The sequence below is a fragment of the Bradyrhizobium tropiciagri genome, from assembly GCF_001189845.1.
Lineage (GTDB): Bacteria > Pseudomonadota > Alphaproteobacteria > Rhizobiales > Xanthobacteraceae > Bradyrhizobium > Bradyrhizobium tropiciagri.
Map to the genome: position 1 here is coordinate 1 of NZ_LFLZ01000059.1, position 26,564 is coordinate 26,564.

At 64.9% G+C, this 26,564-nt stretch carries 24 protein-coding genes and 3 pseudogenes; 19 read left to right on the top strand and 8 right to left on the bottom strand.

The features are described from left to right. Positions 1–146: 146 nt before the first annotated feature. From AKN84_RS33190 to AKN84_RS33200, 3 genes are read right to left on the bottom strand one after another with little or no spacing between them, the layout of a single operon-like run. A complete protein-coding gene (locus AKN84_RS33190) occupies positions 147–668 on the bottom strand; it encodes a DUF1697 domain-containing protein (protein ID WP_050424681.1) in 522 nt (173 codons plus the stop codon). Positions 669–675: 7 nt separating this feature from the next. Beyond that, positions 676–1,317, bottom strand: coding sequence for a glutathione S-transferase family protein (locus tag AKN84_RS33195; RefSeq protein WP_050424682.1), 642 nt, complete (start codon positions 1,315–1,317; stop codon positions 676–678). 22 nt (positions 1,318–1,339) lie between these two features. Beyond that, a complete protein-coding gene (locus AKN84_RS33200) occupies positions 1,340–1,684 on the bottom strand; it encodes a hypothetical protein (RefSeq protein WP_050424684.1) in 345 nt (114 codons plus the stop codon). A gap of 375 nt (positions 1,685–2,059) precedes the next feature. Here AKN84_RS33200 and AKN84_RS33205 point away from each other — a divergent pair, with 375 nt between their 5' ends. Then, positions 2,060–2,524, top strand: a complete 465-nt coding sequence (locus tag AKN84_RS33205) for a dienelactone hydrolase family protein (RefSeq protein WP_050424685.1) — start codon at positions 2,060–2,062, stop codon at positions 2,522–2,524. A 2-nt stretch (positions 2,525–2,526) separates the two neighbouring features. Here AKN84_RS33205 and AKN84_RS33210 read toward each other — a convergent pair whose 3' ends face one another. Beyond that, positions 2,527–3,639, bottom strand: a complete 1,113-nt coding sequence (locus AKN84_RS33210) for a helix-turn-helix transcriptional regulator (RefSeq protein WP_050424686.1) — start codon at positions 3,637–3,639, stop codon at positions 2,527–2,529. A gap of 621 nt (positions 3,640–4,260) precedes the next feature. Between AKN84_RS33210 and AKN84_RS33215 the strand changes: the two genes are divergently transcribed. Then, complete coding sequence (locus AKN84_RS33215; RefSeq protein WP_128971376.1) at positions 4,261–5,454, top strand: hypothetical protein; 1,194 nt, start codon at positions 4,261–4,263, stop codon at positions 5,452–5,454. Here AKN84_RS33215 and AKN84_RS33220 read toward each other — a convergent pair whose 3' ends face one another. Next, positions 5,455–6,060 carry a TetR/AcrR family transcriptional regulator gene (locus AKN84_RS33220; RefSeq protein WP_050424688.1) on the bottom strand — a complete coding sequence of 202 codons (606 nt, stop codon included), beginning with the start codon at positions 6,058–6,060 and terminating at the stop codon, positions 5,455–5,457. Between the two features lie 110 nt (positions 6,061–6,170). Here AKN84_RS33220 and AKN84_RS48580 point away from each other — a divergent pair, with 110 nt between their 5' ends. The 5 genes from AKN84_RS48580 (at position 6,171) to greA (ending at position 12,439) form a co-directional block, all read left to right on the top strand. Next, the gene (locus AKN84_RS48580; RefSeq protein WP_202814714.1) at positions 6,171–6,782 is read left to right on the top strand and encodes an MDR/zinc-dependent alcohol dehydrogenase-like family protein; all 612 of its coding nucleotides are present in this window, start codon (positions 6,171–6,173) and stop codon (positions 6,780–6,782) included. Then, positions 6,779–7,207, top strand: a complete 429-nt coding sequence (locus AKN84_RS48585; protein WP_202814715.1) for a zinc-binding dehydrogenase — start codon at positions 6,779–6,781, stop codon at positions 7,205–7,207. The genes AKN84_RS48580 and AKN84_RS48585 overlap by 4 nt, the downstream gene beginning before the upstream one ends. 292 nt (positions 7,208–7,499) lie before the next feature. After that, complete coding sequence (locus AKN84_RS33230; protein ID WP_244485650.1) at positions 7,500–8,735, top strand: efflux RND transporter periplasmic adaptor subunit; 1,236 nt, start codon at positions 7,500–7,502, stop codon at positions 8,733–8,735. Then, positions 8,732–11,878: an efflux RND transporter permease subunit gene (locus tag AKN84_RS33235; protein ID WP_050424691.1), complete on the top strand. Its 3,147-nt coding sequence runs from the start codon at positions 8,732–8,734 to the stop codon at positions 11,876–11,878. Before AKN84_RS33230 ends, AKN84_RS33235 begins: the two co-directional genes overlap by 4 nt. Before the next feature lie 78 nt (positions 11,879–11,956). Then, entirely contained in the window at positions 11,957–12,439 is a 483-nt protein-coding gene (gene greA / locus AKN84_RS33240) for a transcription elongation factor GreA (RefSeq protein WP_050424693.1), read from the top strand. A gap of 17 nt (positions 12,440–12,456) precedes the next feature. Here the strand turns inward: greA and AKN84_RS33245 are convergent, their stop codons facing one another. Further along, positions 12,457–13,095, bottom strand: coding sequence for a GntR family transcriptional regulator (locus AKN84_RS33245; protein ID WP_050424694.1), 639 nt, complete (start codon positions 13,093–13,095; stop codon positions 12,457–12,459). Between the two features lie 118 nt (positions 13,096–13,213). Between AKN84_RS33245 and bioB the strand changes: the two genes are divergently transcribed. The 9 genes and pseudogenes from bioB (at position 13,214) to AKN84_RS49445 (ending at position 20,168) form a co-directional block, all read left to right on the top strand. After that, complete coding sequence (gene bioB / locus AKN84_RS33250) at positions 13,214–14,209, top strand: biotin synthase BioB (protein WP_050424695.1); 996 nt, start codon at positions 13,214–13,216, stop codon at positions 14,207–14,209. Between the two features lie 66 nt (positions 14,210–14,275). Continuing rightward, positions 14,276–15,430: an 8-amino-7-oxononanoate synthase gene (locus AKN84_RS33255; protein ID WP_050424696.1), complete on the top strand. Its 1,155-nt coding sequence runs from the start codon at positions 14,276–14,278 to the stop codon at positions 15,428–15,430. Continuing rightward, positions 15,427–16,059: a dethiobiotin synthase gene (bioD, locus tag AKN84_RS33260; RefSeq protein WP_050424697.1), complete on the top strand. Its 633-nt coding sequence runs from the start codon at positions 15,427–15,429 to the stop codon at positions 16,057–16,059. Before AKN84_RS33255 ends, bioD begins: the two co-directional genes overlap by 4 nt. After that, on the top strand, positions 16,056–17,318 hold the full coding sequence (locus AKN84_RS33265; RefSeq protein WP_050424698.1) for an adenosylmethionine--8-amino-7-oxononanoate transaminase: 1,263 nt from the start codon (positions 16,056–16,058) through the stop codon (positions 17,316–17,318). The genes bioD and AKN84_RS33265 overlap by 4 nt, the downstream gene beginning before the upstream one ends. Next, a complete protein-coding gene (locus AKN84_RS47520; protein ID WP_157863372.1) occupies positions 17,315–17,470 on the top strand; it encodes a hypothetical protein in 156 nt (51 codons plus the stop codon). The genes AKN84_RS33265 and AKN84_RS47520 overlap by 4 nt, the downstream gene beginning before the upstream one ends. Continuing rightward, positions 17,457–17,924 (top strand): annotated as a pseudogene (locus tag AKN84_RS33270) (acyl CoA:acetate/3-ketoacid CoA transferase); the annotation flags it as partial. The gene AKN84_RS47520 and the pseudogene AKN84_RS33270, both read left to right, overlap by 14 nt. 202 nt (positions 17,925–18,126) lie before the next feature. Continuing rightward, entirely contained in the window at positions 18,127–18,939 is an 813-nt protein-coding gene (locus AKN84_RS33275; RefSeq protein ID WP_050424699.1) for a pentapeptide repeat-containing protein, read from the top strand. Between the two features lie 216 nt (positions 18,940–19,155). Next, positions 19,156–19,626 (top strand): aminoacyl-tRNA deacylase, encoded by a 471-nt coding sequence (locus tag AKN84_RS33280; RefSeq protein ID WP_193399702.1) that lies wholly within the window; start codon positions 19,156–19,158, stop codon positions 19,624–19,626. Positions 19,627–19,745: 119 nt separating this feature from the next. Further along, positions 19,746–20,168 carry a CBS domain-containing protein gene (locus AKN84_RS49445; RefSeq protein ID WP_128971382.1) on the top strand — a complete coding sequence of 141 codons (423 nt, stop codon included), beginning with the start codon at positions 19,746–19,748 and terminating at the stop codon, positions 20,166–20,168. 1,068 nt (positions 20,169–21,236) lie between these two features. On the opposite strand, the pseudogene AKN84_RS50495 reads toward AKN84_RS49445, so the two are convergent. After that, positions 21,237–21,641: pseudogene (locus AKN84_RS50495) on the bottom strand (YXWGXW repeat-containing protein); the annotation flags it as partial. A 430-nt stretch (positions 21,642–22,071) separates the two neighbouring features. On the opposite strand from AKN84_RS50495, the gene AKN84_RS33295 reads away from it, so the two are divergent. The 3 genes from AKN84_RS33295 to AKN84_RS33305 all read left to right on the top strand — a co-directional run bounded on the left by AKN84_RS33295 (position 22,072) and on the right by AKN84_RS33305 (position 25,582). Beyond that, positions 22,072–22,899, top strand: a complete 828-nt coding sequence (locus tag AKN84_RS33295) for a hypothetical protein (protein ID WP_128971378.1) — start codon at positions 22,072–22,074, stop codon at positions 22,897–22,899. After that, positions 22,899–23,885 carry a GGDEF domain-containing protein gene (locus tag AKN84_RS33300; RefSeq protein WP_050424703.1) on the top strand — a complete coding sequence of 329 codons (987 nt, stop codon included), beginning with the start codon at positions 22,899–22,901 and terminating at the stop codon, positions 23,883–23,885. Before AKN84_RS33295 ends, AKN84_RS33300 begins: the two co-directional genes overlap by 1 nt. Positions 23,886–24,172: 287 nt before the next feature. Next, positions 24,173–25,582, top strand: coding sequence for an MFS transporter (locus AKN84_RS33305; RefSeq protein ID WP_050424704.1), 1,410 nt, complete (start codon positions 24,173–24,175; stop codon positions 25,580–25,582). On the opposite strand, the pseudogene AKN84_RS33310 reads toward AKN84_RS33305, so the two are convergent. After that, a pseudogene (locus tag AKN84_RS33310) lies at positions 25,579–26,481 on the bottom strand (LysR family transcriptional regulator). The gene AKN84_RS33305 and the pseudogene AKN84_RS33310 sit on opposite strands and share 4 nt — an antisense overlap. Positions 26,482–26,564: the final 83 nt, after the last annotated feature.

The following is a 26,564-nucleotide window of genomic DNA, read 5'->3' on the forward strand; positions in this document are numbered from 1 at the left end:
AGCAACGCAAATCGCGCTTGAACCGTCATCCTGAGGAGCCGCGTAAGCGGCGTCTCGAAGGATGAATCGGCCACCAGCCGGGCCGTGCATCCTTCGAGACGCGCTGCGCGCTCCTCAGGATGACGGTCGGTCATTAGGTTGGTGAACTAGGCCTTCTCATCGCCCGCCGCCAGCTCGGCGAGCTTGGCGATGGTGTTGAGATTGCGCGCGGTGCCGCTCGCGGCGGCGGGGATCTTCAGCTTCGAACGGCCCATGCCGCTGCCATAGGCGACGTAGATCTCGCGCTTGCCGAGCCGCATCTGCTCGTCCTGCTGGCCCTTGACGTCCTTCAGGGCGTCCTTGGGCGGCGGCTCGTCGAGGAAGATCGCAACCGTAAAATTCGGCGGCGCTTTCGGAAACGGATTGGCCTTCAGCACCGCGGCGATCTCGTCTGCGCTCCTGACGGCAACGCCGACCGGCTTACCGGCATAGGCCTGCAGCCGCTGCTCCAGCGCGGCCTTGACCTTGGCCGCGCCGAGTTTGGACGAGAACACGACATTGCCGCTGGCGATATAGGTCTCGACGTCGGCAAATCCGGCGTCGACGCACGTCGCCTTCAATTCGGCCATCGGCAGCTTGCCGGTGCCGCCGACATTGACCGCGCGCAACAAAGCGACGTAACGCGGCATCACGGCCTCACGTCAGCAGCAGCGCCATGCCGGGATCGCCCTTCTGCATCGCGCGCTGATAGGCCGGGCGCGCGGCGATGCGGCCGAGATAGTTCCTGATGTTGGGGCAGCGGCCGAGGTCGTAGGGCAGGAAATAACGCATCGTCGTCAGCGAGAAGCCGATCATGATGTCGGCCGTCGTGAAGGCCTCGCCCGCGAGATATTGGGCGTCGCGCACCCGCGCCTCGATCAGGTCGAACGAACGGTCGACCCTTGCTTTGGTCGCGACCAGCATCGGATTGTCGGCCGCGAGATTGAGCCGATGCAGGATCATGCTGCGGCCCATCTGTGCCTGGAGCGTGCCGTTGGCGAAGTGTAACCAGTACAGGAACTGGGCGAAGTCGGGATGGTCGAGCTGCAGGGTCAGCCGTCCATTGCCGTATTTGGCGACGATGTATTCGACAACAGCGCCGGATTCGGCAAGCACCAACTCGCCGTCGGTGATGACGGGCGCAGCGCCGATCGGATGCAGCGCCTTGTAGTCGGCCGGCGCCAGCATCGTGACCGGATCGCGCGCGGTGCACTTCAGCTCATACGGGATCTCCAGCTCCTCGCACAGCCAGACGATCCGCTCCGATTGCGACTTACCGAGATGGTGGACGGTGAGCATGTGGGGCTGCCTCTCTTGCGTCCTATTTCTTCTTCGCCGGCTTCTTCTCGGATTTCTTGTCGGGTTTCATCTCAGATTTCTTCTGAGATTCCGTGGCCGGCGGCGGCTCTTCCATCGCCTTCTTCATGGCGCGGGCATAGGCGTCGGCGGCGTTCTCGGCCGAATTCTGCAACCGCTTGGCGGTCGCGGTCGCGGTCAGGATCGTGCTCTTGGCGAGGTGGCGGAAGCGCGCCTTGGTCTCCTTGTCCTTGGCCTTGGCGGCGCGCGCGACCCACACGGCCTGGCGCTTCTTGGCAGCCGCCATCACGGCCTTGGTCTGCGCTCTTGCGGTTTGCCGGATGACGGCGTCGAGGTCGGCTTCGGCCATTCAGATACACTCATTGACTGGACATGCGCCGAGCGGGCGCACGGAAGGAGGGGAGCTATCACTAGCTCAACCGGCGCGGTTTGAACATGCCGATCCTCTCGCGATGCCCCCGGGGGGCGGCCACACCAGCGGCTGGCGTGCCGGTCAAGCGAATGAACGCCCTACCGGGCGTACGGTTCAGCATGATATCACGCTCAACCGGTTCGCCTCCGGGTGCACCGGCAAGCGGCCGGCGGTGTTGATGCTGCACGGCTCGCGCGGCTTCGATCTCAGGCCGCAGGCCTATGAGCGTTATGCCAATGCGCTGACGGCAGGCGGCATCGACGCCTATTTCGTTCGTTACTACACGCCGGCGACGAGCAGGCGCTTGCGACGATGCACACGAGCGAGAGCCGGGCGCCCTATGAAGCCGGGCGGTTCGACGCCTGGCCCGCGCGCGTCTCGTCGGTGCTGTCAAGGGTGCTGGCGGGCGCGGACAGTGCCGGCCGGATCGGACTGCTCGGCTTTTCGCTTGGCGGTTACGTGGCGGCGGCCGCGGCGGCGCGTGACGAGCGGGTATCCGCGCTGGCCGTGCTGTACGGCGGCATGCCCGACAAGATCGCGCCTCAGGTGAAACATCTGCCGCCGATGATCGAGCTGCACGGCGAGGCCGATCGCAACGTGCCGCTTGCCAGCGGTGAGCAGCTTGTCAGGCTGGGCAAATCGGTCGGTGCCGCGGCGGAGATCGTCCGGTATCCGGGCAAGGCGCACGGTTTTGATTTTGCGGACAATGACCCAATGACCGCTGACGCGGTCAGCCGTGTTGCCGGATTCTTCCAGGCTCGCCTGCGCGCGGCGTAAGTCTATTCCGCGGACGGACCCGGCGGCACCTTGGCGCCGGCGAGCAGTCCGGCCAGCTCCACCTGCCGGCCGAGCCCGGTCTTCGCCAGCACGGCCTTGAGCTGGTTGCGTACCGTTTCGCGGGAGATTCCGAATGCGACGGCGATGGCCTCGACGGTGCGTCCCTCGCCGATGCCGCGCGCGACGCGCGCTTCTGCCGGCGTCAGGTCGAACAGGCCCTGCAACACTTCCGCGGTCGGCACCTCTGATGGCACCACCGGCGTCACGATCACGATCGCCACCGCGCGGTCAAACAGGTCGCGCGCCGCGCCCTGGATCGGGACCAGATGCACGATCAGTGGCGGACGATCGGCCTGTGCCGCGATCGGGACCGAGCGGACCTCCACGCTGATGAGGCCGTGATCGAGGGCTCCGACCGCCTGCGCGAACAGCGCATCGGCGGCAGGCACTGCCAGCGTCAGGCGATCGGTACGATCCTGCATCACATCGGGCACCAGGCGGTCGAACAGCGTGTTGGCCGCCATCAGGCGACCGCCGCGCCGCAGCACCGCCGCGGGCAGGCCGAGCATCGCCAGCGACTCGGTTGCCGCCCTGGCGCGCTCCATCCCGAGCCGGGCCGACAGCAGCGCGGCCCGCGCCAGGTGCGGGCGCAGCGCGTCGAGCTGTTCGATCGCTTTCGGCTCGATCGGCCCGTGCTGGTACTCGCGCTCGACGCTGAAGATCAGCACGTCGCCGCTCGGCACCGGGATCGCGGTACCGGCGCCCCATCCGAGCCCCCGCGGCCGGAAGAATTCGCGGATCTGGAAATCCTGCTGCACTTCCTCGGGCGTATCGAACACGTCGATGTCGCGCAGGAAGCCGGCATGATTGGCCGCGAGCAGGCGCGGCAACCGCCCGTTGCGCTCGTGCCAGCCGCCTTCGACATAGGCAACCGTGTCGTCGTGCATGTCGGGGGAGGCGACCCAGCGGACGTCGTGCGGGTCTGCCGTCAGCAGCACGATACCGCGCGCCCGCGCGATCCCACCGACCTGATGCAGGACGTTCGGCCACAACTCCGGGAAGACCGCGGCCTCATAGGCCAGCTCAATCAGATGCTCGTGCAGGTCGTTCGCCATCGGCCATTCCAGAAATGCTGTTGCCCAACAGATAACCCTTCGATCGCGGATTTATTGCCTAGAGCAATTCAGTGTGGCCCACGAGTCCGGGCTATTCCGGTGCGACCAGCCGTATCACGAGGAATTCCGGTGTTTGGCGGGTCTTGCGGGTGAGCGTCGCGGCGGCGTGTCGGGCCTCGCTCGCTTGGCGGCGACCCGGCGTGCGGCGGCCCGACGAGGTCCAGCCCTGAGCGCTCAACGTGCAGATCGGCTTCCAGAAGAAGCTCGATTTCGGCGACGCGCCGAATGCTCCGATACCAAGGTCACCGAGATCAAGCCGAAGACTTGATGACTCGATGGTCGGGACTTGGTGATCAAGCTCGATGGCTGGGACCTGACGATCGTCGGGGGTTGTGGCGAAATTGAACCGGCGTGACAGTCAGACATCTTTCCGAAGCGTCTCGAAACGCACTCGCCATGAATTGCCGCAGCGCCCGGCGCGGCAGCGTCACACGTTTGCAACGCTGCGCGCGATCGTTCGACCATGAACATCCTTTAATTTGTATCCGCGCGATTTGTTGCGCCTGCTAGGCGGCCATCTTGTGATAGTCAGTCGAGCCATCGCCGGCTCGGGGAGGGCCGATGATCAGCCGCAGGGCGCTTTCCGGATTGTTGATGACGCTGGTCGGCCCCTCATCGGTCACCGGCAACACGCTGGGGCTGGGGCATTGCCGGGGATCGTGCGCGAATGTCGATCTGCCGGCGCTCGGCTACGATACGTTCTGCCGGTCGTTCTTCGATATCGCGGCGAAGGGAAAACTGCGCGCGATCGCAACTGGCCCGGACATTCGGCGGGAGATGCGGTCGCTGTTCCGGGAGCGGCGGCTCTATCGGCCTTCCCGCGATGACATCCGGATTCTCTGGCGCGACACGGCGGACGGATTCTCGGTCGCGAAAGTCGAGTTCGATCTGGAATGCGGCGTGCCGGTGCGCGGATGTCTCGGGATTCCCGACGGCGCGTTCAAGGGATTGATCCTGCTCGGTCACGGCATGGCAAGCACGCCGGAGCGATGCTTCGATGATGCCGACAAGGACTACATGAACGCGCTCGGCAAGCAGCTTTGCCAGGACGGCTATGTCGTCTGGTGTCCCTACATCGTCCAGATCGGAAATCAGGAGAGCCAGAACAACATCGCCGCGATGCTGGCATCCCATGGCGTCTCCGCGCACAACGTGTCGTGCGCATCGGTCGACGCCGGCGAAACCGTCTGCCGGAAGCTGACCGGCGAGTCCGGTCTGAATATCGGCGTCTACGGGGTGTCCTCCGGCGCATTTCTCGCGCTGCATCTGGAAGCCGCGACGGGGCGGATGCGGCCGACCGTCGTCTCCGGATACATGCGTGACGAGAAGAAGTTTCTGATGTCGTCCACCATCAGCAAGAACCTCGGCATCGAACTTGCGGCCTACATTCATTTCGCCAACAGCCGCGCCAAATACACCGGCGCGGAGCTGGCGTACCTGGTCTCTCCGTGCCCGCTGTTCGTCGAGATCGGCAGCCGCGATAGTGCAAACGCGATCGAGCTCGGGCGCGACGAGAAGTTCGCCGAAATGCAGTCCGTCTACGCGGCGTCGGATCATCCGCATTCGATCGAGATGGCGGTGTTCGATGGCGTGCACGAGGTCAGCGGCAAGCGCGCGGCCATGGCTCTACGAGCAGCTGGCATCACCTGCCTACCAGGTCACCTCGCGCCTGAAGAACGCTGTTGCGTTGTGATGATCCGCGGGTGCCGTCCTTGCCGCGCCCCGCGGCGGATGGGGCATCGCCAAAACCGTTGATCATCGGTCGGCCGCGGCGCGCCGCCTGGCCAGGCTGGATTCGACCAGCGCGATCAGTTCCCGTCTGAACAGCGGCGAGGCGAGCAACCCGAGCCGTGTCGCATCGTGGACGGCGCCCGCCACCGCGGCAGCGAGGACCTGAGCGGCGATCGCGCTATCCACGGCGGTGTCGCCTCGCCTGTTGGCCGTGAAGAACGCGTCGCATCCCCTGCGATATTCGGTCTCGAACCGGCGGTGTGTGGCCTCGCTGGCTGTGTCGCGGGGGGCTTCCTCGAGCAGCACCCGGTGTGCGGCGGGAAAGCGACGATGCACCGCGATCATGCCGTCGACGAACGCGGCGACACGGCGTACCCGAGGCGTCGCGGCGTCGGTCGCTGCGCGCAGCACCGCCAGCACCTCGTCGAAGTGACGGCGTCGGACCGCCTCGACCAGCGCGAGCTTGTTGGGAAAATACTGATACAGCGACCCGATGCTGACGCCTGCCGTCGCGGCAACCGCGTTGGTGGTCGTCGCGGCCCAGCCGCGCTCGCCGAGAATGCGAGCCGCGCCCTCGAGGATGATCTCGATGGTGGCGCGCGAGCGGGCCTGTCGCGGGGCTTTCCGCATCGTGCTCGTCGGTTTCGGAATGCGAGTGGTCAGGCGCGCCTCTCCGCCGGTAATGTGAGCATAGTACTCACATTCTGTCCGACGGCGGATCAAGTCAAAGGATATTCATGATGGCGGGGGAGACCGCGCGCGAGGTCAGGCTGACGATCAGGCCCGAGGGACTGCCGGGGCCGCAGCATTTCGAGCTCGTGGAAGTGCCGCTGCCGGTTGCAGGCGCGGGTGAGGTGTTGGTGCGCAATCGCTGCTTCCTGGTCTCGGCTTCGCTCCGCCAGATGGTGAGCCAGGGCGCGGAGGATGTGCCGGGGGTTCCGTTTCCCGCGCTGTGCCCGGGCGACGGCCTGCGCGGCGAGGCGATCGGCGAGGTCGTGATGGCGCCGACAAGCAGCGGGCTGTCACCTGGTGACATGGTGCTGCACATGTTCGGCTGGCGCGATTACGCCGTTGTTCCGGCCGCCCAGTGCCTCCGGCTGGCTGCGCCGTTGCCCGATCCGCTCGGTTACCTCGGCTATCTCGGGCATGGCTGGACCGCCTACGCGGCGCTGACGCGTGGCGTGCAGATCCGGGCCGGCGACACCGTCTTCATATCGAGCGCGGCCGGAGCGATCGGCTCGATGGCCGGGCAGATCGCTCGACTGCTCGGGGCGGGGCGCGTGATCGGCAGCACCAGTGCATCGGCGAAAGCGGATCGGCTGGTCGCGAGCTCGGCTATGACGCCGCGGTGATCCGCGGCACCGACAAGTCGTTCGTTGCGCAACTGCGGGAGGCGGCGCCCGACGGCATCGATGTCTTTCTCGACAATGTGGGGGGCGAGCAGTTGCAGGCCGCCATGGCCGTCGCGCGCGAGCAGGCGCGCTTCGTCATCACGGGGACATTGTCGGGGCAGCTAGCCGCGGCCGGAACCGGGCGTGTGGCGCCTGTCGTGTTGGACTCCACCCAGATCCTGCTACGGAAGATCACCATCCGGGGCTATAGCGCCGACGACTATCCGCAAGCACGCGACGAGTGGTTCCGCCGTCTGGCCGATTGGTGCCGCTCCGGCGATATCGCTCTTCCCCATGTCGTGATCGACGGGCTGGAGCAAGCCACGCTTGCGTTGGCTGATACCGCACAGGGCCGCTACTTCGGTATGGTCGTCATCAGGCTTTGATGGCCTGTCGAGCCGACGGCACTCGATTCATGTCAATCGGTGCTCCGTTGTCGCCGCTCAAATCGAGGCGACTGTGTTGATCGGCGGCCGACACGCATGCTCATGCGGTCCGCCGTCCCTCCAATCCGCTGTCGTCGGCCTAAACCCGGAACCAGGGTTACAGGATTGTCGGATTGGACTCGTTATGATCTGCTGCAACGCATCTTGCCTATTCCTGGCCTTTCCGAGTCGGAGGGAACTCAACGTCATATCCGTCTCGTAGAGCTTGTTGGTAGCCGAAGGGTTGAACAGCATGAGTGGTACGGAACGAAGCTTCGGTGGACTGACGAGGTTTCTGGTATCGGCGGGATTGGCGGTGGCGGGAGTTTCAGCGGCCCATGCGCAGGCGGGGCCGCCCGGGCCTCCCGCCGTTGGCGTGTTCGAGGCCGTGAAGCGGCCGGTCACCGAAACCAATGAGTTTCTGGGGCGCATCGAGGCCCCCAACCGTGTCAATGTGGTGGCGCGTGTCACCGCGTTCCTGGACAAGCGGAACTTCGTCGAGGGCTCCGAGGTCAAGGCCGGCGACCTCTTGTATCAGCTCGAGCGCGGCCCGTTCGAGGCCGACCTCGCATCGAAGAAGGCGCAGGTCGCGCAGTTGCAGGCGACGCTGGTCAACGCCAAGCTGACCACCGACCGCGCCAAGGCCCTGATGGGCGGGCCGGCCGGCCAGCAATCGAACGTCGACGCCGCGGTCGCCAATCAGCAGAGCCTCGAGGCCCAGGTGCAGGCCGCGCAGGCGCAGGTCGACCTGTCCCAGATCAATCTCGACTACACCATGATCCACTCGCCGATCGACGGCAGGATCGGGCGCACCGCGGTCACCGAAGGCAACGTCGTAACGCCGAGTTCGGGAACCCTGACGACCATCGTCAGCCAGGATCCGATGTATGTCACGTTCCCGGTGCCGGTGCGCGAGGCGCTCGATCTGCGCGAGCGCTATGCGACGCGCGGCGGCTTCAAGGCCGTCGTGATCCGCCTGCGTTTGACGGACGGCCGGCTCTACGACAAGGTCGGCGAGCTGAATTTCGTCAACAACACGATCGCTCAGAACACCGACACCATTTCGCTGCGCGGCACGATTCCCAACCCGTCGACATACACCTCGGTCGCAACCGGCGGTGCGGTCCGCGAACTCACCGACAACGAGTTCGTCACCGTTCTGCTGGAAGGCGTGCAACCGGTCGAGGTGCTGGCGATCCCGCGCTCGGCGGTGCTGTCGGACCAGCAGGGCGAATACGTCTACGTCGTCGGCGCGGACAACAAGGCCGAGCAGAAGCGGATCCAGCTCGGGCAATCGACGTCGACGATTGCGGCAGTGACGAGCGGCATCGCGCTTGGCGACAAGGTCATCGTCGAAGGATTGCAGAAGGTCAAACCGGGCGAGGTGGTCGCGCCGGGGCCTGCAAGCGCGCTGATCCAGTCGAGCATGAAGGTCTCGGCGGATGGTGACGCCAGCAGCGCGCCGAAATCGACGGGCAATAACCCATGATTTCCGCTGTTTTCGTCGATCGTCCGCGGCTTGCGATCGTCATCGCGTTCGTGATCACGATCGCGGGCGCGCTGGCGCTGATGCAAATCCCTGTCGCCCAGTTCCCGGACATCGTGCCGCCGCAGGTCACGGTCTCGGCCGTGTTCCCCGGCGCTTCGGCCGAAGTCGTCGAATCGAGCGTCGCCCAGCCGCTGGAAGCGCAGGTCGTCGGCGTCGACAAGATGCTCTACATGAAGTCGACCAGCGGCAATGACGGCAGCTACACGCTGACGGTCTCGTTCGCACTCGGTACCGATCCCGACATCAACACCGTCAACGTCAACAACCGCGTGCAGAGCGCGCTGGCGCAATTGCCGACCGAGGTGCAGGCGCAAGGCCTGACCGTGCAGAAGAAATCCTCGGCCGTGCTGCAGTTCATCGTGCTGTACAGCAAGAGCGGCGAGCAGGACCCGCTGTTCATCACCAACTACGCCATCATCAACGTGCTGGACGCGATTTCGCGCACCCCGGGCGTCGGGCAGGCGTCGCTGTTCGCCAAGCTGAACTATTCGATGCGGATCTGGTTCGACACCCAGCGCCTGACCAGCCTCAATCTGGCGCCGTCGGACGTGATCGCTGCGATCCGTGCCCAGAGCGTGCAGGCGCCGGTCGGTCGCATCGGCGCGCGTCCGATCAGCAACGATCAGCAGTTCCAGTTCAACGTGCAGACCCAGGGCCGCCTGACCACATCCAAGCAGTTCGGCGACATCGTGCTGCGCGCCAATCCGGACGGATCGGTGCTGCGGATCAGGGACGTCGCCCGCGTCGAGATCGGCGCGCAGAATATGGATTCGGAGTCGCGGATCGACGGCAATCCCGGCGTGCCGATGGGCATCTATCTTGCGCCCGGCGCCAACGCCGTGACCACGGCCAAGGCCGTGCAGGCGACGCTTGCGAAATTGTCGGAGCGGTTCCCGCCGGGTCTGACCTACCTCGTGCAGTACGATTCCACGACCTTCGTCTCCGACACGATCAAGGAAGTGATCAAGACGCTCGGCGAGGCCTTCGTGCTCGTCGTGATCGTGGTGTTCCTGTTCCTCGGCAATCTGCGCGCCACGGTGATTCCGGCGGTCGCGGTTCCGGTCAGCCTGATCGGTGCCTTCGCGGTGCTGCTGGCGCTCGGCTATTCGGCCAACACGGTCTCGCTGCTGGCAATGGTGCTTGCGATCGGCATCGTGGTCGACGACGCCATCGTCGTGGTCGAGAACGTCGAACGCGTGATGGAAGAGGAACCTGAGCTGTCGCCGGCCGACGCCACCAAGAAGGCGATGGCGCAGATCACCGCGCCGATCATCGCGATCTCGCTGGTGCTGCTCTCGGTGTTCGTGCCGATTGCGTTCATCCCCGGCATCTCCGGCACGCTGTTCCGCCAGTTCGCGGTGACGATCAGTGCGGCGATGGTGATCTCGGCGCTGAACGCGCTGACCTTGTCGCCGGCGCTGTGCGCCGTGTTCCTGCGCCACGGCGGACCGCGCCGCGGCATGATGGGGCGGGTGCTCGACAGCATCGACTGGGTGCGCGACCGCTATGCCGGCGTGGTGCAGCGGCTGGTCCGCCTTGCGGTACTGTCGCTGGTCGCGGTGCTGGTGTTTGCCGGCGCGGTGTTCGGCGTGTCGAAGATCACGCCGACCGGCTTCCTGCCTGAAGAGGACCAGGGCGCCTTCTTCATCGCGGTGCAACTGCCCGACGGCGCCTCCGTGGCGCGCACCAGCGAGGTCACCAAGCAGGTCGAGGCGCTGTTGAAGAAGAACCCGGCGGTCGATCACGTGCTGTCGATCATCGGCTTCTCGTTGCTCGATGGTGCGAGCGAGCCGAATTCCGCCTTCATGGTGGCGCGCATGAAGGCGTTCGCCGACCGCAAGGCGGTCACCGAATCGGTGCAGGCCGCGATCGGGCAGACCTTCGTCGGCGGATCGCAGATCCGCCAGGCGTCGGTGCTGCCGTTCAACCTGCCGCCGATCATCGGGCTCTCGACATCAGGCGGCTTCGAGTATCAGCTCGAGGCGCTGGAAGGGCAGGACCCGGCGTCGCTCAGCAGCGTGATGGGCGGGCTGATCGGCGCCGCCAACCGCAATCCGAACCTGGCCCGCGTGTTCTCGACCTTCACCGCGACCAATCCATCGGTTTATCTCGACATCGATCGCGCCAAGGCACAGGCGCTCGGCCTCAACATGGCCGACGTCTTCACTGCGCTGCAGGCCACGCTCGGCGGCATCTATGTCAACAATTTCAACCTGTTTGGCCGCACCTGGCAGGTCAATGTGCAGGGCGATGCCGCCAATCGCCGCGACATTCCCGACATCTGGCAGATCTATGTGCGCAACACCGGCGGCGAGATGGTGCCGATCCGCTCGATCGCAAGTCTGCGGATCGTCACCGGCCCGCAGGTGATCACGCGCTACAACAACTATCGCTCGGTCACGGTGAACGGCAGCCCGGCGGCGGGCGTGTCGTCGGGCACCGCGATCGCGACGATGGCCGACCTCTCGAAGACGACGTTGCCGGCCGGCTACTCGTATGAGTGGACCGGCACCGCCTATCAGGAGCAGGCAGCCTCCGGCCAGACCGGCATCATCCTCGCGCTCGCGGTGCTGTTTGCCTATCTGTTCCTGGTGGCGCTGTATGAGAGCTGGACGATTCCGATTCCCGTGCTGCTGTCGGTCACGGTCGGCGTGTTCGGCTCCTATCTCGCGATCAAGCTCGCAGGGCTGAACCTCGATCTCTACGGCCAGATCGGCCTCGTGGTGCTGATCGCGCTCGCCGCCAAGAACGGCATCCTGATCGTCGAGTTCGCCAAGGAGCAGCGCGAAGCTGGCCAGCCGATCGCGGAAGCCGCGACGATGGGCGCGCAGATGCGCTTCCGCGCGGTGATGATGACCTCGATCGCGTTCATCCTCGGCCTGGTGCCGCTGGTGGTCGCGACCGGCGCCGCGGAAATCAGCCGCCGCGCGGTCGGCACCGCGGTGTTCGGCGGCATGCTCGCCGCGAGCTCGATCGGCATTTTCCTGGTGCCGATGCTCTTTGTCACCTTCCAGGGTTGGCGCGAAGCTGTGAAGAACCGCTTTGGCAGGCGGAGCAAGACGGAACAACCGGCGTCGCACTAGATCCGGCCTAATCCCATCGCGCATTAGCGGGACGCGTGAAGCGGGGCTATACTGCCCGCCTCACGATGGAGTTCCGGATTGAGCGTTGCCTTCACCAAGGAAGAAAGTGCCGAGACCGCGTCCGAAACGCTGTTGCCGGACCGTCCCATCTCGCCGCATCCCAATCTGGTGACCGAAGCGGGACGCAAGACGCTGGAGCGCCAGCTTCAGGAGGCGCGCGCCGCCTACGAGGCCGCGCAGCAGCTGGACGACGTCAACGAACGGCGGCGGCAGTCGGCGGTTCCGCTGCGCGATGCGCGCTATCTCGCCGAAAGGCTGCGCACCGCGCAGGTCGTGCCCGATCCTGCTTCGACCGAAACCGTTGCCTTCGGCAGCACCGTGACCTTCAGCCGCGCCGATGGCCGCGTGCAGACCTACCGCATCGTCGGTGAGGACGAAGCCGATCCGAAGGCGGGCTCGATTTCGTTTGTCTCGCCGGTGGCAAGGTCGTTGATGGGCAAGGCCCTGGGCGATGTCGTCGGCACTGGCGATCAGGAGCTGGAGATCGTGGCGATCGCCTAGCGGACAGTGACTCCCAATCACGCCGCCGGCAGCGCAAGCCGCTCGATGGTTTGAATATGCCGCGCGAGCAGGCTGCAGGCCTGCTCGATGTTGCGGGCGCGCAGCGCCTGCAGGATCACGCGATGATCCTGGCTCGGCCGTGGCCGCCAGCCGGCGTTGCGGGCCATCGCGAACACCAGGCGTGAGTTCGCCAGTTGCAGGCCGTCGAGGCTGGCGAGCAGACGCGGCATCGCACAGGGCGCCACCAGCGCGTGATGAAAGGCGCGATTGGCCATCTCGAAGTCCTGCACCGTCTCGGCATTGTCGCCTTCGACCAGCGCGACCTCGATCCGTGCCAGATGGGATGACGTGAATTTGGGCGCCGCATTGCGCAACGCGACCACCTCGAGCGCAGCGCGCATCTCGGCGATCTCCTTCACCGACTTGGTGTCGAGCGGCGCAACCCGCACCCCGCGGCGCGGCACCGCAACGACGAGGTGCTGCGCCTCCAATTGCCTGAAGGCCTCGCGCACCGGGACGTGGCTGGAATGGAATTCCCGCGCGACATGGTCCTGCCGCAGCGGCGCATCCGGCGCCAAGGCGCCGCTGATGATGCGCTCGCCGATCGCTTCGGCGATGCGCCCGGCGGTGGTCGTGTTCTCGCCCTCGTCCATCATAGATTATCTATCACAAAAACGAGTGCGCTCTCGCGGAGCCTCGGCTAGCATCATTCTAAGTCCAAGATCATAGATAATATACCAGATTATCTATAATTCACAGCAGAAGGCAAGCCAAATGGTTGATGTCGTAGAAATCGAACGGACCGAGCGCCGCATCAGCGTAGCGCCCCACAAGCACTGGGAGCGCGCCGAGGCTGAGGCGCTCTATAATTTGCCGTTCGCTGACCTGATGTTCCAGGCGCAGGGCGTTCACCGCGCCAATTTCAATCCGAATCACGTCGAAACCGCGAGCCTGCTCAGCATCAAGACCGGCGGCTGTCCGGAAGACTGCGGCTATTGCTCCCAGAGCGCGCAATACGACACCGGCCTAAAGGCGACGCGCCTGATGCCGCGCGACGAGGTGGTTGCGGTGGCGCAGCGCGCAAAGGACGCCGGCGCAACCCGGTTCTGCATGGCCGCGGCCTGGCGCAGTCCCAAGGACCGCGATCTCGATCAGGTCTGCGACATGGTCAGCTCGGTGAAGGGGCTCGGCATGGAGACCTGCGTCACGCTCGGCATGCTGACGCCGGACCAGGCCGAACGCCTCTCCGAGGCCGGGCTCGATTTCTACAACCACAACGTCGACACCTCGCCGGAGTACTACGACAAGATCATCACCACCCGCACCTTGCAGGACCGCATCGATACGCTGGCGCATGTGCGCGACGCCGGCATCAAGGTCTGCTGCGGCGGCATCATCGGGATGGGCGAACAGGTCGACGACCGCCTCGGCATGCTGATGCTGCTCGCCAACCTCCCGAGCCATCCCGAAAGCGTGCCGATCAATCTGTGGAACGAGGTCAAGGGCGTGCCGGTCAACGACACCGCGGAGCGTCCCGATCCGATCGCGCTGGTGCGATTGGTCGCCACCGCGCGGATCATGATGCCGAACAGCGTGGTGCGGCTGTCGGCAGGACGGCAATACATGACCGATGAGCTGCAGGCGCTGTGCTTCCTGGCCGGTGCGAATTCGATCTTCATCGGCGATGTGCTGCTGACCACCAAGAACCCGCAGCGCGACCGCGATGCCGATCTGCTGGATCGGCTCGGCATCAACTCCGCCCTCGCCTGATCTTCGCCTCCGGCACACGCGCGGCGTCATTCGCCGCGCGATCAACTGCAAATCTGTGAGTGAAGCATGAGCGCAATCCATGCGGCCAACGCCGCTGATTACGCCGCGGCCTTGCACGCCCTGAGCAAGGACGATCGGCTGCGCGGCCTCAAGCCGCGCGCGGGCATCGATTTCGTTTCGAACGACTACCTGGCGCTCGCGAATGCGCCGCGCATCAAGCAGGCGGTCGCGGCCGCGCTCGCAGCCGGCACGCCGATCGGCGCCGGCGGCTCGCGGCTTTTGCGCGGCAATTGCGAGGAGCACGAACGGCTGGAGGCGGAGGCCGCCGCGTTCTTCCGCGCCGAGACCGCATTGTTCTTCGGCGGCGGCTATGTCGCCAATTTTGCCCTGCTGACGACGCTGCCGCAGCGCGGCGATCTGCTCGTGCTCGATGCGCTGGTGCATGCCAGCATCCATGAAGGCGCGCGGGCCGGCCGGGCCGAATTCCGGTTCAGCGCGCACAACGATCCGCAATCGGTCGAGGACACCATTCGCGGCTGGCGCGCCGAGGGCGGAACGGGCCGGGTCTGGATCGTGGTCGAAAGCGTCTACAGCATGGACGGCGACATCGCGCCGCTCGACGACCTCGTCGCCATCGCCGAGCGGCACGACGCGTTCCTGATGGTGGATGAGGCGCACGGCACCGGCGTCTATGGCGAGCAGGGGCGAGGGCTGACAGCGCCCTATGAAGGGCGCGAGAATCTCGTGATCGTTCATACCTGCGGCAAGGCGCTGGGCGTCGCGGGCGCGCTGGTCACGGCCCCGACCGTACTGCGCGACTTCATGGTCAATCGCTGCCGCCCATTCATCTTCGCCACCGCGCCGTCGCCGCTCACGGCGGTTGCCGTGCGCGAGGCGCTGTTGATCCTGCAACAGGAACCTGAGCATCAACAGCGCCTGGCAAGTCTGGTCGCGTTAACGCATCGCGAGCTCGATCGGCGCGGCTGGCACAGCCCATCGCGCTCGCAGATCGTGCCCTATATCGTCGGTAACAATGCGCGCGCGATGCAGCTCGCATCTGCGCTGCAGGCGCGCGGCTTCGACGTCAGAGGCATCAGGCCGCCGACCGTGCCGGCGGGCACGGCCCGATTGCGGATTGCGCTGACCCTCAATGTCGACGAGGATGACGTGCGCGCGCTGCTCGACGCGCTCGTCGCGGAGACCAACGGGTGGCCGCAATGACCGGCCGGATCGTGGTGACCGGAACCGACACCGGGATCGGCAAGACGGTGTTCTCCGCGGGGCTCGCGAATTTTCTCGGCGCGCGCTACTGGAAACCGGTCCAGTCCGGCCTCGACGAGGAGACCGATGCGCAACTGGTGGCGCGGCTTGGCGGTCTGTCCGCCGATCGCATCGTGCCGGAATGCTACCGGCTTCGCACGCCGGCGTCGCCGCATCAGTCCGCCGCGATCGACGGCGTGCGCATCGACCCCGCCGCGCTCGACGTGCCCGACATCTCGGACCGGCCGCTGGTGATCGAAGGCGCCGGCGGGCTGATGGTGCCGCTGAACGACGACACGCTCTACATCGACATCTTCGAGCGATGGCGGCTTCCGGTCGTGCTCTGCGCACGCACCGCGCTCGGCACCATCAATCATTCGCTGCTGTCAGTCGAGGCGCTGCGCAAGCGCCAGATCGACATCCTTGGGATCGCGTTCATCGGCGAAAGCAACCCCGAGAGCGAGCGCGCCATCTGCGATTTTGGCCAGGTGCGCCGGTTGGGCCGGTTGCCCCGGCTTTCACGGCTTACGGAGGACACGCTGCGCATAGCGTTCGAGGCATCGTTCCGGAGCGAAGATTTCAACGCATGACATCGCCCAGGAAGTCGCCGGTCTGGCACCCCTTCACCCAGCACGCGCTGCACAGCGAGATGACGAGGATCGTGCGCGGCGAGGGCGCCTATCTCTACACGGCGGATGACCGTCGCATCATCGATGCGATCGCGTCCTGGTGGGTGGTGACCCATGGCCACTGCCATCCGCACATCGTGCGTGCGATCCAGGAGCAGGCGGAACAGCTCAACCAGATCATCTTCGCCGGCCACACCCACGATCCCGCCGAACAGGTTGCAGCGCAGCTTCTGAAGTTGGCGCCCCGTGGTCTCGACTACGTGTTCTTCTCCGATAGCGGCTCGACAAGCGTGGAAGTGGCGCTGAAGATGGCGCTCGGCTACTGGCACAATATCGGCGTGCCGCGCACGCAGATCATCGTCATGGAGCACTCCTACCATGGCGACACGGTGGGAACGATGTCGGTCGGCGCGCGCGGCGTCTTTAACAAGGCCTACGAGCCGCTGCTGTTCGATGTCGCATCGATCCCGTTTCCAGCCGCCGGCCGCGAGCAGGCGACGCTCGATGCGCTCGAAGCCGCGTGCAAGAACGAAACGGCGGCAGCGTTCATCGTCGAGCCGCTGATCCTGGGTGCGGGCGGGATGCTGATGTATCCGCCGTCGGTGCTCAAGGAAATGAAGCGCATCTGCGAGGCCTCTGGCGTGCTCTTCATCGCTGACGAGGTCATGACCGGCTGGGGCCGGACCGGCACCTTGTTCGCGTGCGAGCAGGCCGATGTCAGCCCGGATATCGCCTGTTACTCAAAGGGCCTCACCGGCGGATCCCTGCCGCTCGCGGTGACGCTGTGCCGCGCCGAGATCTACGACGCGCATTATTCCAATGATCGTTCGCGGACCTTCTTCCATTCGAGCTCCTATACGGCAAACCCGGTCGCCTGCGCCGCCGCCAGGGCGAACCTCGAACTCTGGCAACACGGCGCGAGCGATCGTGTCGCGTCGGTCGCCGCGATGCAGGAGCGCCTGATCGCACCATTCCGTGCCGACCCGCGCTTTGAAAACGTCCGCCGCACCGGGACCGTCACCGCAGTTGATCTGAAGGCAAGTGATGCCGGTTATCTCGCAGGCATCGGGCCGAAGCTTCAGGCTTTCTTCCAACGCAGAGACCTGCTGCTGCGGCCGCTGGGCAATACGATCTACGTCATGCCGCCTTACTGCGCCACGGAGGCGGACCTCGAGGAAATCTATGCCGCGATCGGGGATGCAGCCGACGAACTGGCGTGACGCCGCCGCCCAGAGCGGACGCGCCCTATGCGCAGGGCAAGCCTCGCAACTTCACGCTGGTCTATGCGGCGGGACAGGGAGACGGCAAGCACCGCGGCCTCAACCATTCCGCACATGAGGGACTGGTGCGGCGCGTGATCGGCGGCCATTGAGGAGCGGGTCATCGACTTGATCACGCTGACAGCCGAGCCCGGTGTGATCGGCGGCGTGCCGGCGAGCGGGATCGATTTCGGTGCCGCCGTGAACACGCAGGCGGTGATCGACCAGCCCTATCAGTTCGATTTCTATGACGGCGGCGGTCTCGATGCTGCGTTTCTCGGTCTTGCCCAGGTCGATCGCGCCGGCGATCTCAACGTCAGCAAATTTGGTCCCAAGCTCGCCGGTGCCGGAGGCTTCATCAACATCAGCCAGAACGCCAAGAAGGTGGTCTTCGTCGGCACGTTTGGTGCGGGACGCCAGCGCATTGGCGTCGCCGACGGCAAGCTGGTCATCGCTGAAGAAGCGCAGGCCCGCAAATTCGTCGAGGCCGTCGAGCATGTGACGTTCAGCGGCGCCGTTGCCGCCCGGCGTGGGCAGACCGTGCACTACGTTACCGAGCGCTGCGTCGAAGCCGGGCTCGCCCCGTAGCCGGACCGAAACGGGCACGCGGCGCAGCGTTTCCCCTGACGGAGCGGACACGGGCATTGCCAGGATCGGGATCCGGTTTCATACTCCGGTACAAGCCGGAGGCAACCAGCTAACCTGACGGTACGACCAACCCGAAGAATGAAAGAGACAAAGCCGGGTTGCTGAAAGCGGAGAGACGGCGATGTCGTTTCGTCTCGCATTTGCCCTTGTGTCGGTAGCGGCGCTGCTCGTTGATCCGACTGACGCTGTGTCGCAGGACATGCTGTACGGGGTCGATCTCAACGGTCCCGATATGACGGCGTCGGAAATGACGCGCGCCGAGGTCGACACGCTCCTCAAGGCGGTACCTCAAGGGGACCGAAATTCTGCAGATTTGGAGGGTAAGCGACTGTCGCACCTCGATCTCTCGGGCCTCGACTTCTCCGGTGGCAACCTTCATCTCGCAAGGCTCAACCGGACCAATCTGAAAGGCGCCCGCTTCGATCGGGCCAACCTGAACCAGGCTTGGCTCATTGAAGCAGATTTGACGGAGGCATCCCTCGCAAAGGCATCGCTGCTCGGCACGCAGATGCATCGCGCCAAGCTTGGTGGCGCCGATTTGCGCGGCGCTCGCATAACCGCCGATCTTTCCGGTGCCAGCCTGATCGGGGCCAAGCTGGCGGGCGCCGATTTGAGCGCGGATATGCGCAATCAATCGATGGGCCTGATGCGTGGCGTGCTCAAATCCGCCGATCTCCGCAATGCGGATTTGAGCGGCGCCAATCTCGCCCGCGCCGATCTCGAATTCGCGCGGCTGCAGAACGCCAATTTGACGAATTGCAACCTCAACAAGGCCGACCTTGCGGGCGCCGACTTATCCGACGCCAATGTGGCCGGCGCCGATTTCACCGAGACCGACCTTGCGTCGGCCCTCTTGCCGAGCGCGGCCGCGCTGGCTGAGGCCCGCAATCTGGACAAGGCCCGGAACTTGAACCTGGCGCGGCGCCCACGTTAGGGGCGTTTTCCGGCGAAGTACCCGTTCGCGTGAAGAAAACACGTCAAAACTGGAATCTGGAACCTCGTTCCGATTCAATCGGAACGAGGCTCTAGGGATCGAATTGCAGTGTCCTACGACAGGACTTATGCTCGGTCTTGGGAACTACGCAGCCGCTCATCGTGCGGCGGGGCGGGACCACGGTGGATGGTTGCATATCGCACCGGAGGTGACGCTATGACCATTTCGCCCACACTGCATAAATATCTCGCTGTCGAAAACATCGAGTACGACGAAATCCCGCACGTGCTGACGATGTCGTCCGCGCTTACCGCCCAGGCCTGTCACGTCCCGGGCGATCGGCTGGCCAAGGCCATAGTGCTGCGCCGCAACGGCGGCTATCTGCTCGCCGTGCTGCCGGCGTCGCATCGCCTCAGGCTGACGGATCTAAAGGCGAGATTCGGTGACGATATCGCCCTGGCCGCTGAAAGCGAGATCGATAGGCTGTTCGCAGACTGTGCGCATGGGGCGGTTCCAGCCGCCGGCATCTGCTATGGGCTCGAGGTTATCGTTGATGACAGCATTCAGACGCAGCCCGAAATCTATATCGAAGCCGGCGATCATGAGACGTTGCTTCATCTCGGTCGCGCGCAATTCGATCGCTTGACTGCCGGTTCTCTGCACGGCCGCTTCAGTACCCACGACTGAAACGGTATGATGCCTGGATCATCTGTCGGTGCGCCTGACCAAGGTGCAGCATGCAGTCGCGCCGGCTCTGTTGTATAATTGCCAGCGAGGGGGCTGTTGCCTTGAAAGGGAGGTCCTCCATGAAAGTCAAGGACGTGATGCATCGGGGCGTCGACTGGGTGAGCCCTGACACGCCAATCACCGAAATCGCGAAACTGATGCAAGGGCACGACGTCGGCTGCATTCCGATCGGCAAAGACGACCATTTGATCGGGATGGTGACCGATCGCGACATTGTCTGCAAAGGCCTCGCGAGCAAGGACTTCAACGCCGCGCGCATGACCGCGCGGGACGTGATGACCGAAGGCATTCATTGCTGCCGGGAGGACGACGATCTGGCGAAAGCCGTGCATCATATGGAGACGCTAAAAATCCGCAGGTTGCCTGTGATCAACAAGAGCAAGCGGATGGTCGGCATGATCAGCCTGGGCGATGTCGGCCAATCCGCCACCGTCGATCTGTTGACCCAGTGCGTCAAGGGCGTGTCGGCTCATCACCATTGAGACGTCGATGGCTCTCATATGAAATCGGCGTGCCCTTGCAGGCACGCCGATGAGTTGGATCATGCGTGCCGGTGTGGCGCCGGCCTCGCAGCGGGATGCTGCGGCCGTGGCGCAGGATGAGGCCGCGGTGCCGGCCGCGACACGTGCGGTGCTGCAGGCCGGGGCGGCGGAGCACGATGTACGGCCGCTTGCGCGACGTGCGGTGCCGGCGGATGCGCAGGCGGGTGTGGCGCAGGCGGTGGCGGTGCATGCCGTGCGATCTGCGGCGTCGGCGCATGCACGGCCGGCGCGGCGATGTGCGGCGCCGGGGCAGGATGGTTGCCCGCGGCGGGCAAGGCGTGCTGCCGGGGGCGCGTGCCCTGTCGTTTGAGCGTGTTCCGTCGGTGGAGCGTGCACTGCCGGCAGAGCGTTTCCTGTCGGGAGAGCGTGTCCTGCCGGCGGAGCATTCCCTGCCGGTTGAGTGTGTCCTGCCGGCAGAGCATTTCCTGACGGGAGAGCGTGACCCGTCGTTTGAGCGTGGTCTGCCGGTGCGGCGTGCACGGGCGGCAATGCGTTTCCGGTCGGCAGAGCGTGTCCGGGCGGCACGGCATTCCCCGTCGGCAGAGCGTGGCTTGCTGTCGGCTGCGCATGCCCGGGCGGCGGCGCCGCGATCGGCTTGCCCGGTCGCGCGGCGATCACGCCCGCGCCGCTGAATTGTGCGGCGTGTGCGGTCGCGGCGACCGCCGGATGACCATGGTTGTTGGCGAGCGTCAGCGCCGGGTCTTTCATCGCCGCTGCCGCGTGCCGCGTCTGCTCGGCGGTCGCAGCCACATGCTGCCCGTTCTGGGCGGCGAGCTGCTGCGGCGTCGGCCTCACCGTGGTGCCGCCAGTGCCGCCATTGTAGCTGACGTTGGTCGTGTTGTTGATGACGGTCTTGTTGTAGACGTTGGTGACCGAGACGTTGGAGATGTTGTTGACGGAGCTGTTGTAGAAGAAGCTGCCGCCGCGCCAGTAGCCGCCCTCATAGCCGACGCCGGTGTAGCCGAAGCCGTAGGAGATGCCGCCGTAGAAGCCGACGGTCGCTCCCCAATATCCGGCGTGGAACGCGTAGACGCCATCGTTCCAGCCCCAATAGCCGGGCGTCCACAGCAACTCAGGTGCGGGCGGAAGCACCCATGTGCCGGGCACCCAGTAGTAACCGATATCGTCGCTCCAGGCCCAATAGCCGGGGGTCCAGATGTAGCCGACCGCGGGCATCGGCGGCTGCACATAGACGGGCAAAGGCGGCGGTGCCGCATTCACGGTGATGCCGATGCCGAGCTGCGCGTGTGCAGCGTCGGGCAGCGAGAGACAGCAGAGGCTGAGAGCTAAGGCGAGAGGCAGTCCGGCGATGCGGCGCATGGCACATACTCCAATCTTCTTCCCCCAGCGTTGGAGTCGAATAGTGGCGGCGACATGAACTCGTTGTGAATGTTTGTGGCGATCCGCGATCATCAGGCTGCGTCACTGCGAAATTTTTCGCAGTGGTGAATGCAGTTCAGCTTGGTGTCAGGATGGAACGCGATCGCGCCGGTGCGTAAGCCCTTCGATCCGGCACCGCGAGCCGCCCGCATCATCGACGTTGTGCAGCACCAGTGCGGCTACGCACAATCTCGCATCTCTTGAAATGCCGAGATCCTTTCACAGGCCTGTACGGCAGCCGACCGCTGGTTCCCCGCAGCAACGAATTCCTAACCAACCGTGTTCACCCAATTGAAGGCCGAGGGCAGTATTCCTGTCGCGAGAGGCATGGCGCGACAGTTAAAAAATCCACATAGAAGATGACCCGCGCCAAATTGAGCACATGTCCAACTGGGATTTCGCATTCCTGCAATTGAAACGTAGGGGGACGGCCAACGTAGACGGTCTGAACGGGGACACAGGCATGCTGCACACGCTCGAAGGCGCGCGTGGCAGCTTTGACAGGAGGCTGTCGCTCCGGTTTGCTCTGGTGATCGTATGCACTGCGTTTCTGGCCTTCGTCATCGTCGCGCCAACGTATCGGGACTACACGCTCGCGCGCCACAATCTCTTTGATATGCAGCGTTTTCGGCTGATGCTCGATACCGCCACCCTTCTGGCGGCTGAGCGGGGACCGGCCAACAATGCGATGTCGACCGGCTCCTCGCCCGACGGCGAGAAGGCGCGCCGGCTGGCGGAGTTCCGGGCACGCAGCGATGCCGCGCTTGCACAGTTGACCAACGCGGCCGACGTGCCGCTTGGTCTGCACGACGACGAACTCCCTTTGGAACTGCTGCAAAGCGTACGCGAACAGCTCGCGGTTGCGAGAGCCGAGGTCGACCGTGTCGTGGCTCGCGCCGCAGCCGGGCCATCCCGGGAGGAGTTTCAGCGGGCCATCGACAGCATGTTCGAAGTTTCGAACCGGTTTCGCACCATCGTCGCCTGGAAGGCTAATCACCTTGTGGAGCAGGATAGCGGTCTTGCTGCACCTGCCCTCGTCGGGCCGATGTTGAGTGATCTTCGGGATTATGGCGGCAGGATCGCCTCGCAAATCATGGCGTCGATCGCCGTGGGAGAGCGGCTGCCGCTCGACAACGTGATCGAGGCGAGACGCATCGAGGGCCGCTTGCTCGAGCTCTGGCAGGTGAGCAATAACCACGCCGGGTTGTTCAACAATCCCTCCCTTCAAACGAGCCGCGCCGAAATTCAGCAGCGCTTTTTTGGCGAAGGCTCGGGCTGGTCGACAGTTTGATGCGGGAAGGGCGGCGGGATGCGCGGTATTCGCTGACATCCACTGAACTCACCGAGCGTTTCGTTCCGACGATGCGACCGATCGAAGCCTATCGCCGCGCGTTTCTCGATGCCGCGGTCGATCATTATGCAAAGGCGCGCGACAAGGCCCTCGCGATCCTGGCGACAGTCGCGCTGTTCGCGACCTGCGCACTGGGAATACTGGCTTGCCTGATGGTCTCCATCCGCAAGAACATCTTCCAGCCGTTGATCCGCGTGCATGACGAAGTCATTCGGCTTGCGGAAGACAGACCGGCAGAGCCATTGTCCCTCACCGGCAAGGCAGGGGAAATTCGCAGCCTGTTCAGAGCCATCGAGGTATTGCAGGACAAGCTGCAGGAGCGCGCCTCGATCACGGCGTCAATCACCAGTGAGTTGCAGGCCCAGGCCGACACCGACGGGTTGACCGCGCTTCTCAATCGTCGCGCTCTGGACCGCTACGCCCGGCGCGTCGCTGAAGCAGAGCCTGCGGTCGATGCGGCCTGCCTGATCCTGCTGGATATTGATCATTTCAAATCGGTCAATGACACCTATGGTCACCCGACGGGTGATCGCGTGCTCATTCAGACCGCTGAACTCCTGCGCTCCCACTTGCGCGCCAGCGACCTGGTTGCACGCTTCGGCGGAGAGGAATTCGCCATCCTCGTTCCAGGGAATGACCTCCCGGGGACCGTCGCGATCGCCAGGAAGATCCGGCTCGCGATCCAGGCCGAGCGCTTCACGACGCCGGATGGAACACCGATTCATGTCACGGCGAGCTTTGGTGTGGCGCGCGGTCAGCGCGGCGAGCGCACGTGGCCGGAGTTGGTTGAGCTTGCAGATGAGGCGCTCTACCGGGCCAAATCAGACGGTCGTAATCGTGTGCGCTGTGCGCAAACGGTTGCGGTCGCTGATCTCGGCGCTCCGGACGAAGCTTCCGTTGCGCTGGTTGGAGCTGAGCAGGGCTGAGGTGGCCCGCCACCCCGATGTCGATGATATCTCCATGTGCGGCCCGCGCCTGCTTCGCGTTCAGCGAGGCTCGAAGTGAGGGATTCAAGCTGGGTCCACGCTCCAAGGGTGCACGCCACATGCCGGTCAGACTGTGCTGACGTTTCGCGCAATGCGATGCCGGTCTCAGCTTCATCACTGCGCCAAATAGTCGAATTTTTGTTTTGAATTGGACGACGACCCCCTGCGCGTCATCAATCGATGACCGAAACATCCGGCTCGCGCAAGGCCGGGCAGGGAGGTCTCGAATGACGCGAACCGCCGACATCGACATCAACGCGGGCGCACGCCTCGACAGGCTTCCGATCTGCGGATTCCATTGGCGCATCCTGGCCCTGATCGGGGCCGGCATGTTCCTCGACGCGTTCGATATCTATCTGGCCGGCGGTGTGCTGGGAGCCGTGCTCAAGGAGGGATGGTCGACGCTCGAACTCAACGCCGCTTTCGTCTCCGCGACCTTTGTCGGGATGACGATCGGTGCCTGGTTCTCCGGCATCCTTGGCGACCGCTTCGGCCGCCGCTTCTCCTACCAGATGAACCTTGCGATCTTTGGCCTCGCGTCGATCGCGGCGGCCTTCGCTCCGAGCATGACCGTCCTGATCGGCCTGCGCTTCATCATCGGCATCGGGCTCGGCGCGGAGATCGTCGTGGGTTACGCGACCCTGACGGAGTTCGTGCCGGCGTCTTCGCGCGGCCGCTGGATCGGGCTCTTGGCCGTGATCACCAACTTCTCGCTGTTCGCGTCGTCCATGATCGGCCTGTGGGTGATCCCGACGCTTGGATGGCGCTACATGTTCGCCCTTGTCGGCCTCCTCGCGATGGTCGTCTGGATCCTGCGCAAGTCGATGCCGGAGTCGCCGCGCTGGCTTGCTGCCAACGGGCGCGCCGATGAAGCCGAGACAATTCTATCGGCGATCGAGGCGGAGGCGGCGCGCAAGGGGCCACTCGCTCCCGTCGCCGCCGGCGCGCCGGCGCAGGAACCTCCCGGATCGGTCTGGCGTCTATTCCAGCCGCCATATCTCGCGCGCACGCTGCTCGGCAGCCTGTTGCACGTCGTCGTCGGTTTCAGCCTCTACGGATTCATCGGCTGGCTGCCGACCTTCATGGTCAAGGGCGGCCACAGCGTGGTGTCCTCGCTGGGCTACACCACCGTGATGGCGCTGGGCGGGCCGGTCGGATCGCTGATCGGGCTCGTACTGGCGGACCGGCTCGGACGCCGGCTCTCGATCGTCGGCTCGTCGATCGCAGCCGCCGCGCTCGGCATCGCCTATCCGCACATGGCGGACGGTATTGCGCTCGCGGGCGTGGGTTTCCTGCTCGTCACCGCAATCTACGTCATGCTGGCGACCGGGTTCGCGATGCACGTCCCCGAATTGTTCCCGACGCGCTATCGGCTTCGCGGCACGGCGATCTGCGCCACGTCCGGACGGATCGCGACCGCGCTGGTGCAGTACGTCGTGGTCGCGATCTTTGCCTGGCAAGGGTTGACCGGCGTGCTGACGACCCTGGCCGGCATCCTCGTGTTCCAGGCGGCGGTCTTTCTCATGTTCGGATTCGAGACCAAGGGACGGTCGCTGGAGGACGCATCGGCGGTCACGGAGGCCGAAGCAGGAAGCCAGTCGTCGATCGCGCGAAGGCCGGCGGACATCGGTGCCTAGCCCAGATCGGAGCACGCCGCCCTGAGCCGATCGCGGAGCCAGCGGTTCGCGTTGCTCTGATCGTATCTGCGATGCCAGTACAACATCCAGTCGAACGGCGCGGACTCGAACGGCAGGTCCTCCATCCGCAGGCCGTCGTCCATCAGCACGGCGGCGAGATGTCGCGGCATCACGGCGAGCAGATCGGTGCTCTTCAAGACATGCGGCACGACGAGCCAATGCGGCACATTCAGCGTGATGCGCCTTCGATGACCGCGCTCAGCGAGCACATCGTCGACGAAGCGAAGATCGGTCGGGCTGATCGAGACCTTCATGTGCTCCTAGGCGATGAAGCGCTCGAAAGTCAATTTTCCGCGCTTGATTGGGTGACCGCTCCGCATCAGGCAGACCATGCGGTCGCGCAGCAGCGTCTCGGAACGGATCGATGCCGAATGGTCGAGCCCCATGCTGACCGCGACGTCGATCTCGTCCCGCTCCAGCGCATCGATCGTCAAGGCAGGCGGCAGATGGATGACATTGTAGGAGGTCCGCGCGTCGGGCGATCGCGCCGCGGCGAGCCTCGGCAGCAGCAGGCAGGCGAGAATGTCCGACATCCTGATCGTGAAGCTGCGCTCGGTGCGGGTTGGATCGAAGCCGGCGTCGCTTGCCATCACGCGCTCGACCTGACGCAGCACCTGGCGCAGCGGCTCCGCCAGTTCGGTGGCACGCGGCGTGGGCTTCATCCCGGCCGTCGTCCGCACCAGCAACTCGTCCTCGAACATCGCGCGCAACCGGTTGAGCGCATTGCTCATCGCCGGTTGACTGAGGCCGACCCGGTCGGCCGCCTTGGTGACATGACGCTCGGTCAGCAGTGCGTCCAGCGCGACAAGCAGGTTGAGGTCGATGGATCGAAGGTTCATTCTTCATTCATATCGTGAATAGCGAAAGACCACAAATCCATTTCATCCATGATGGTGCAGGGCGTATCAATCGATCCGAACCA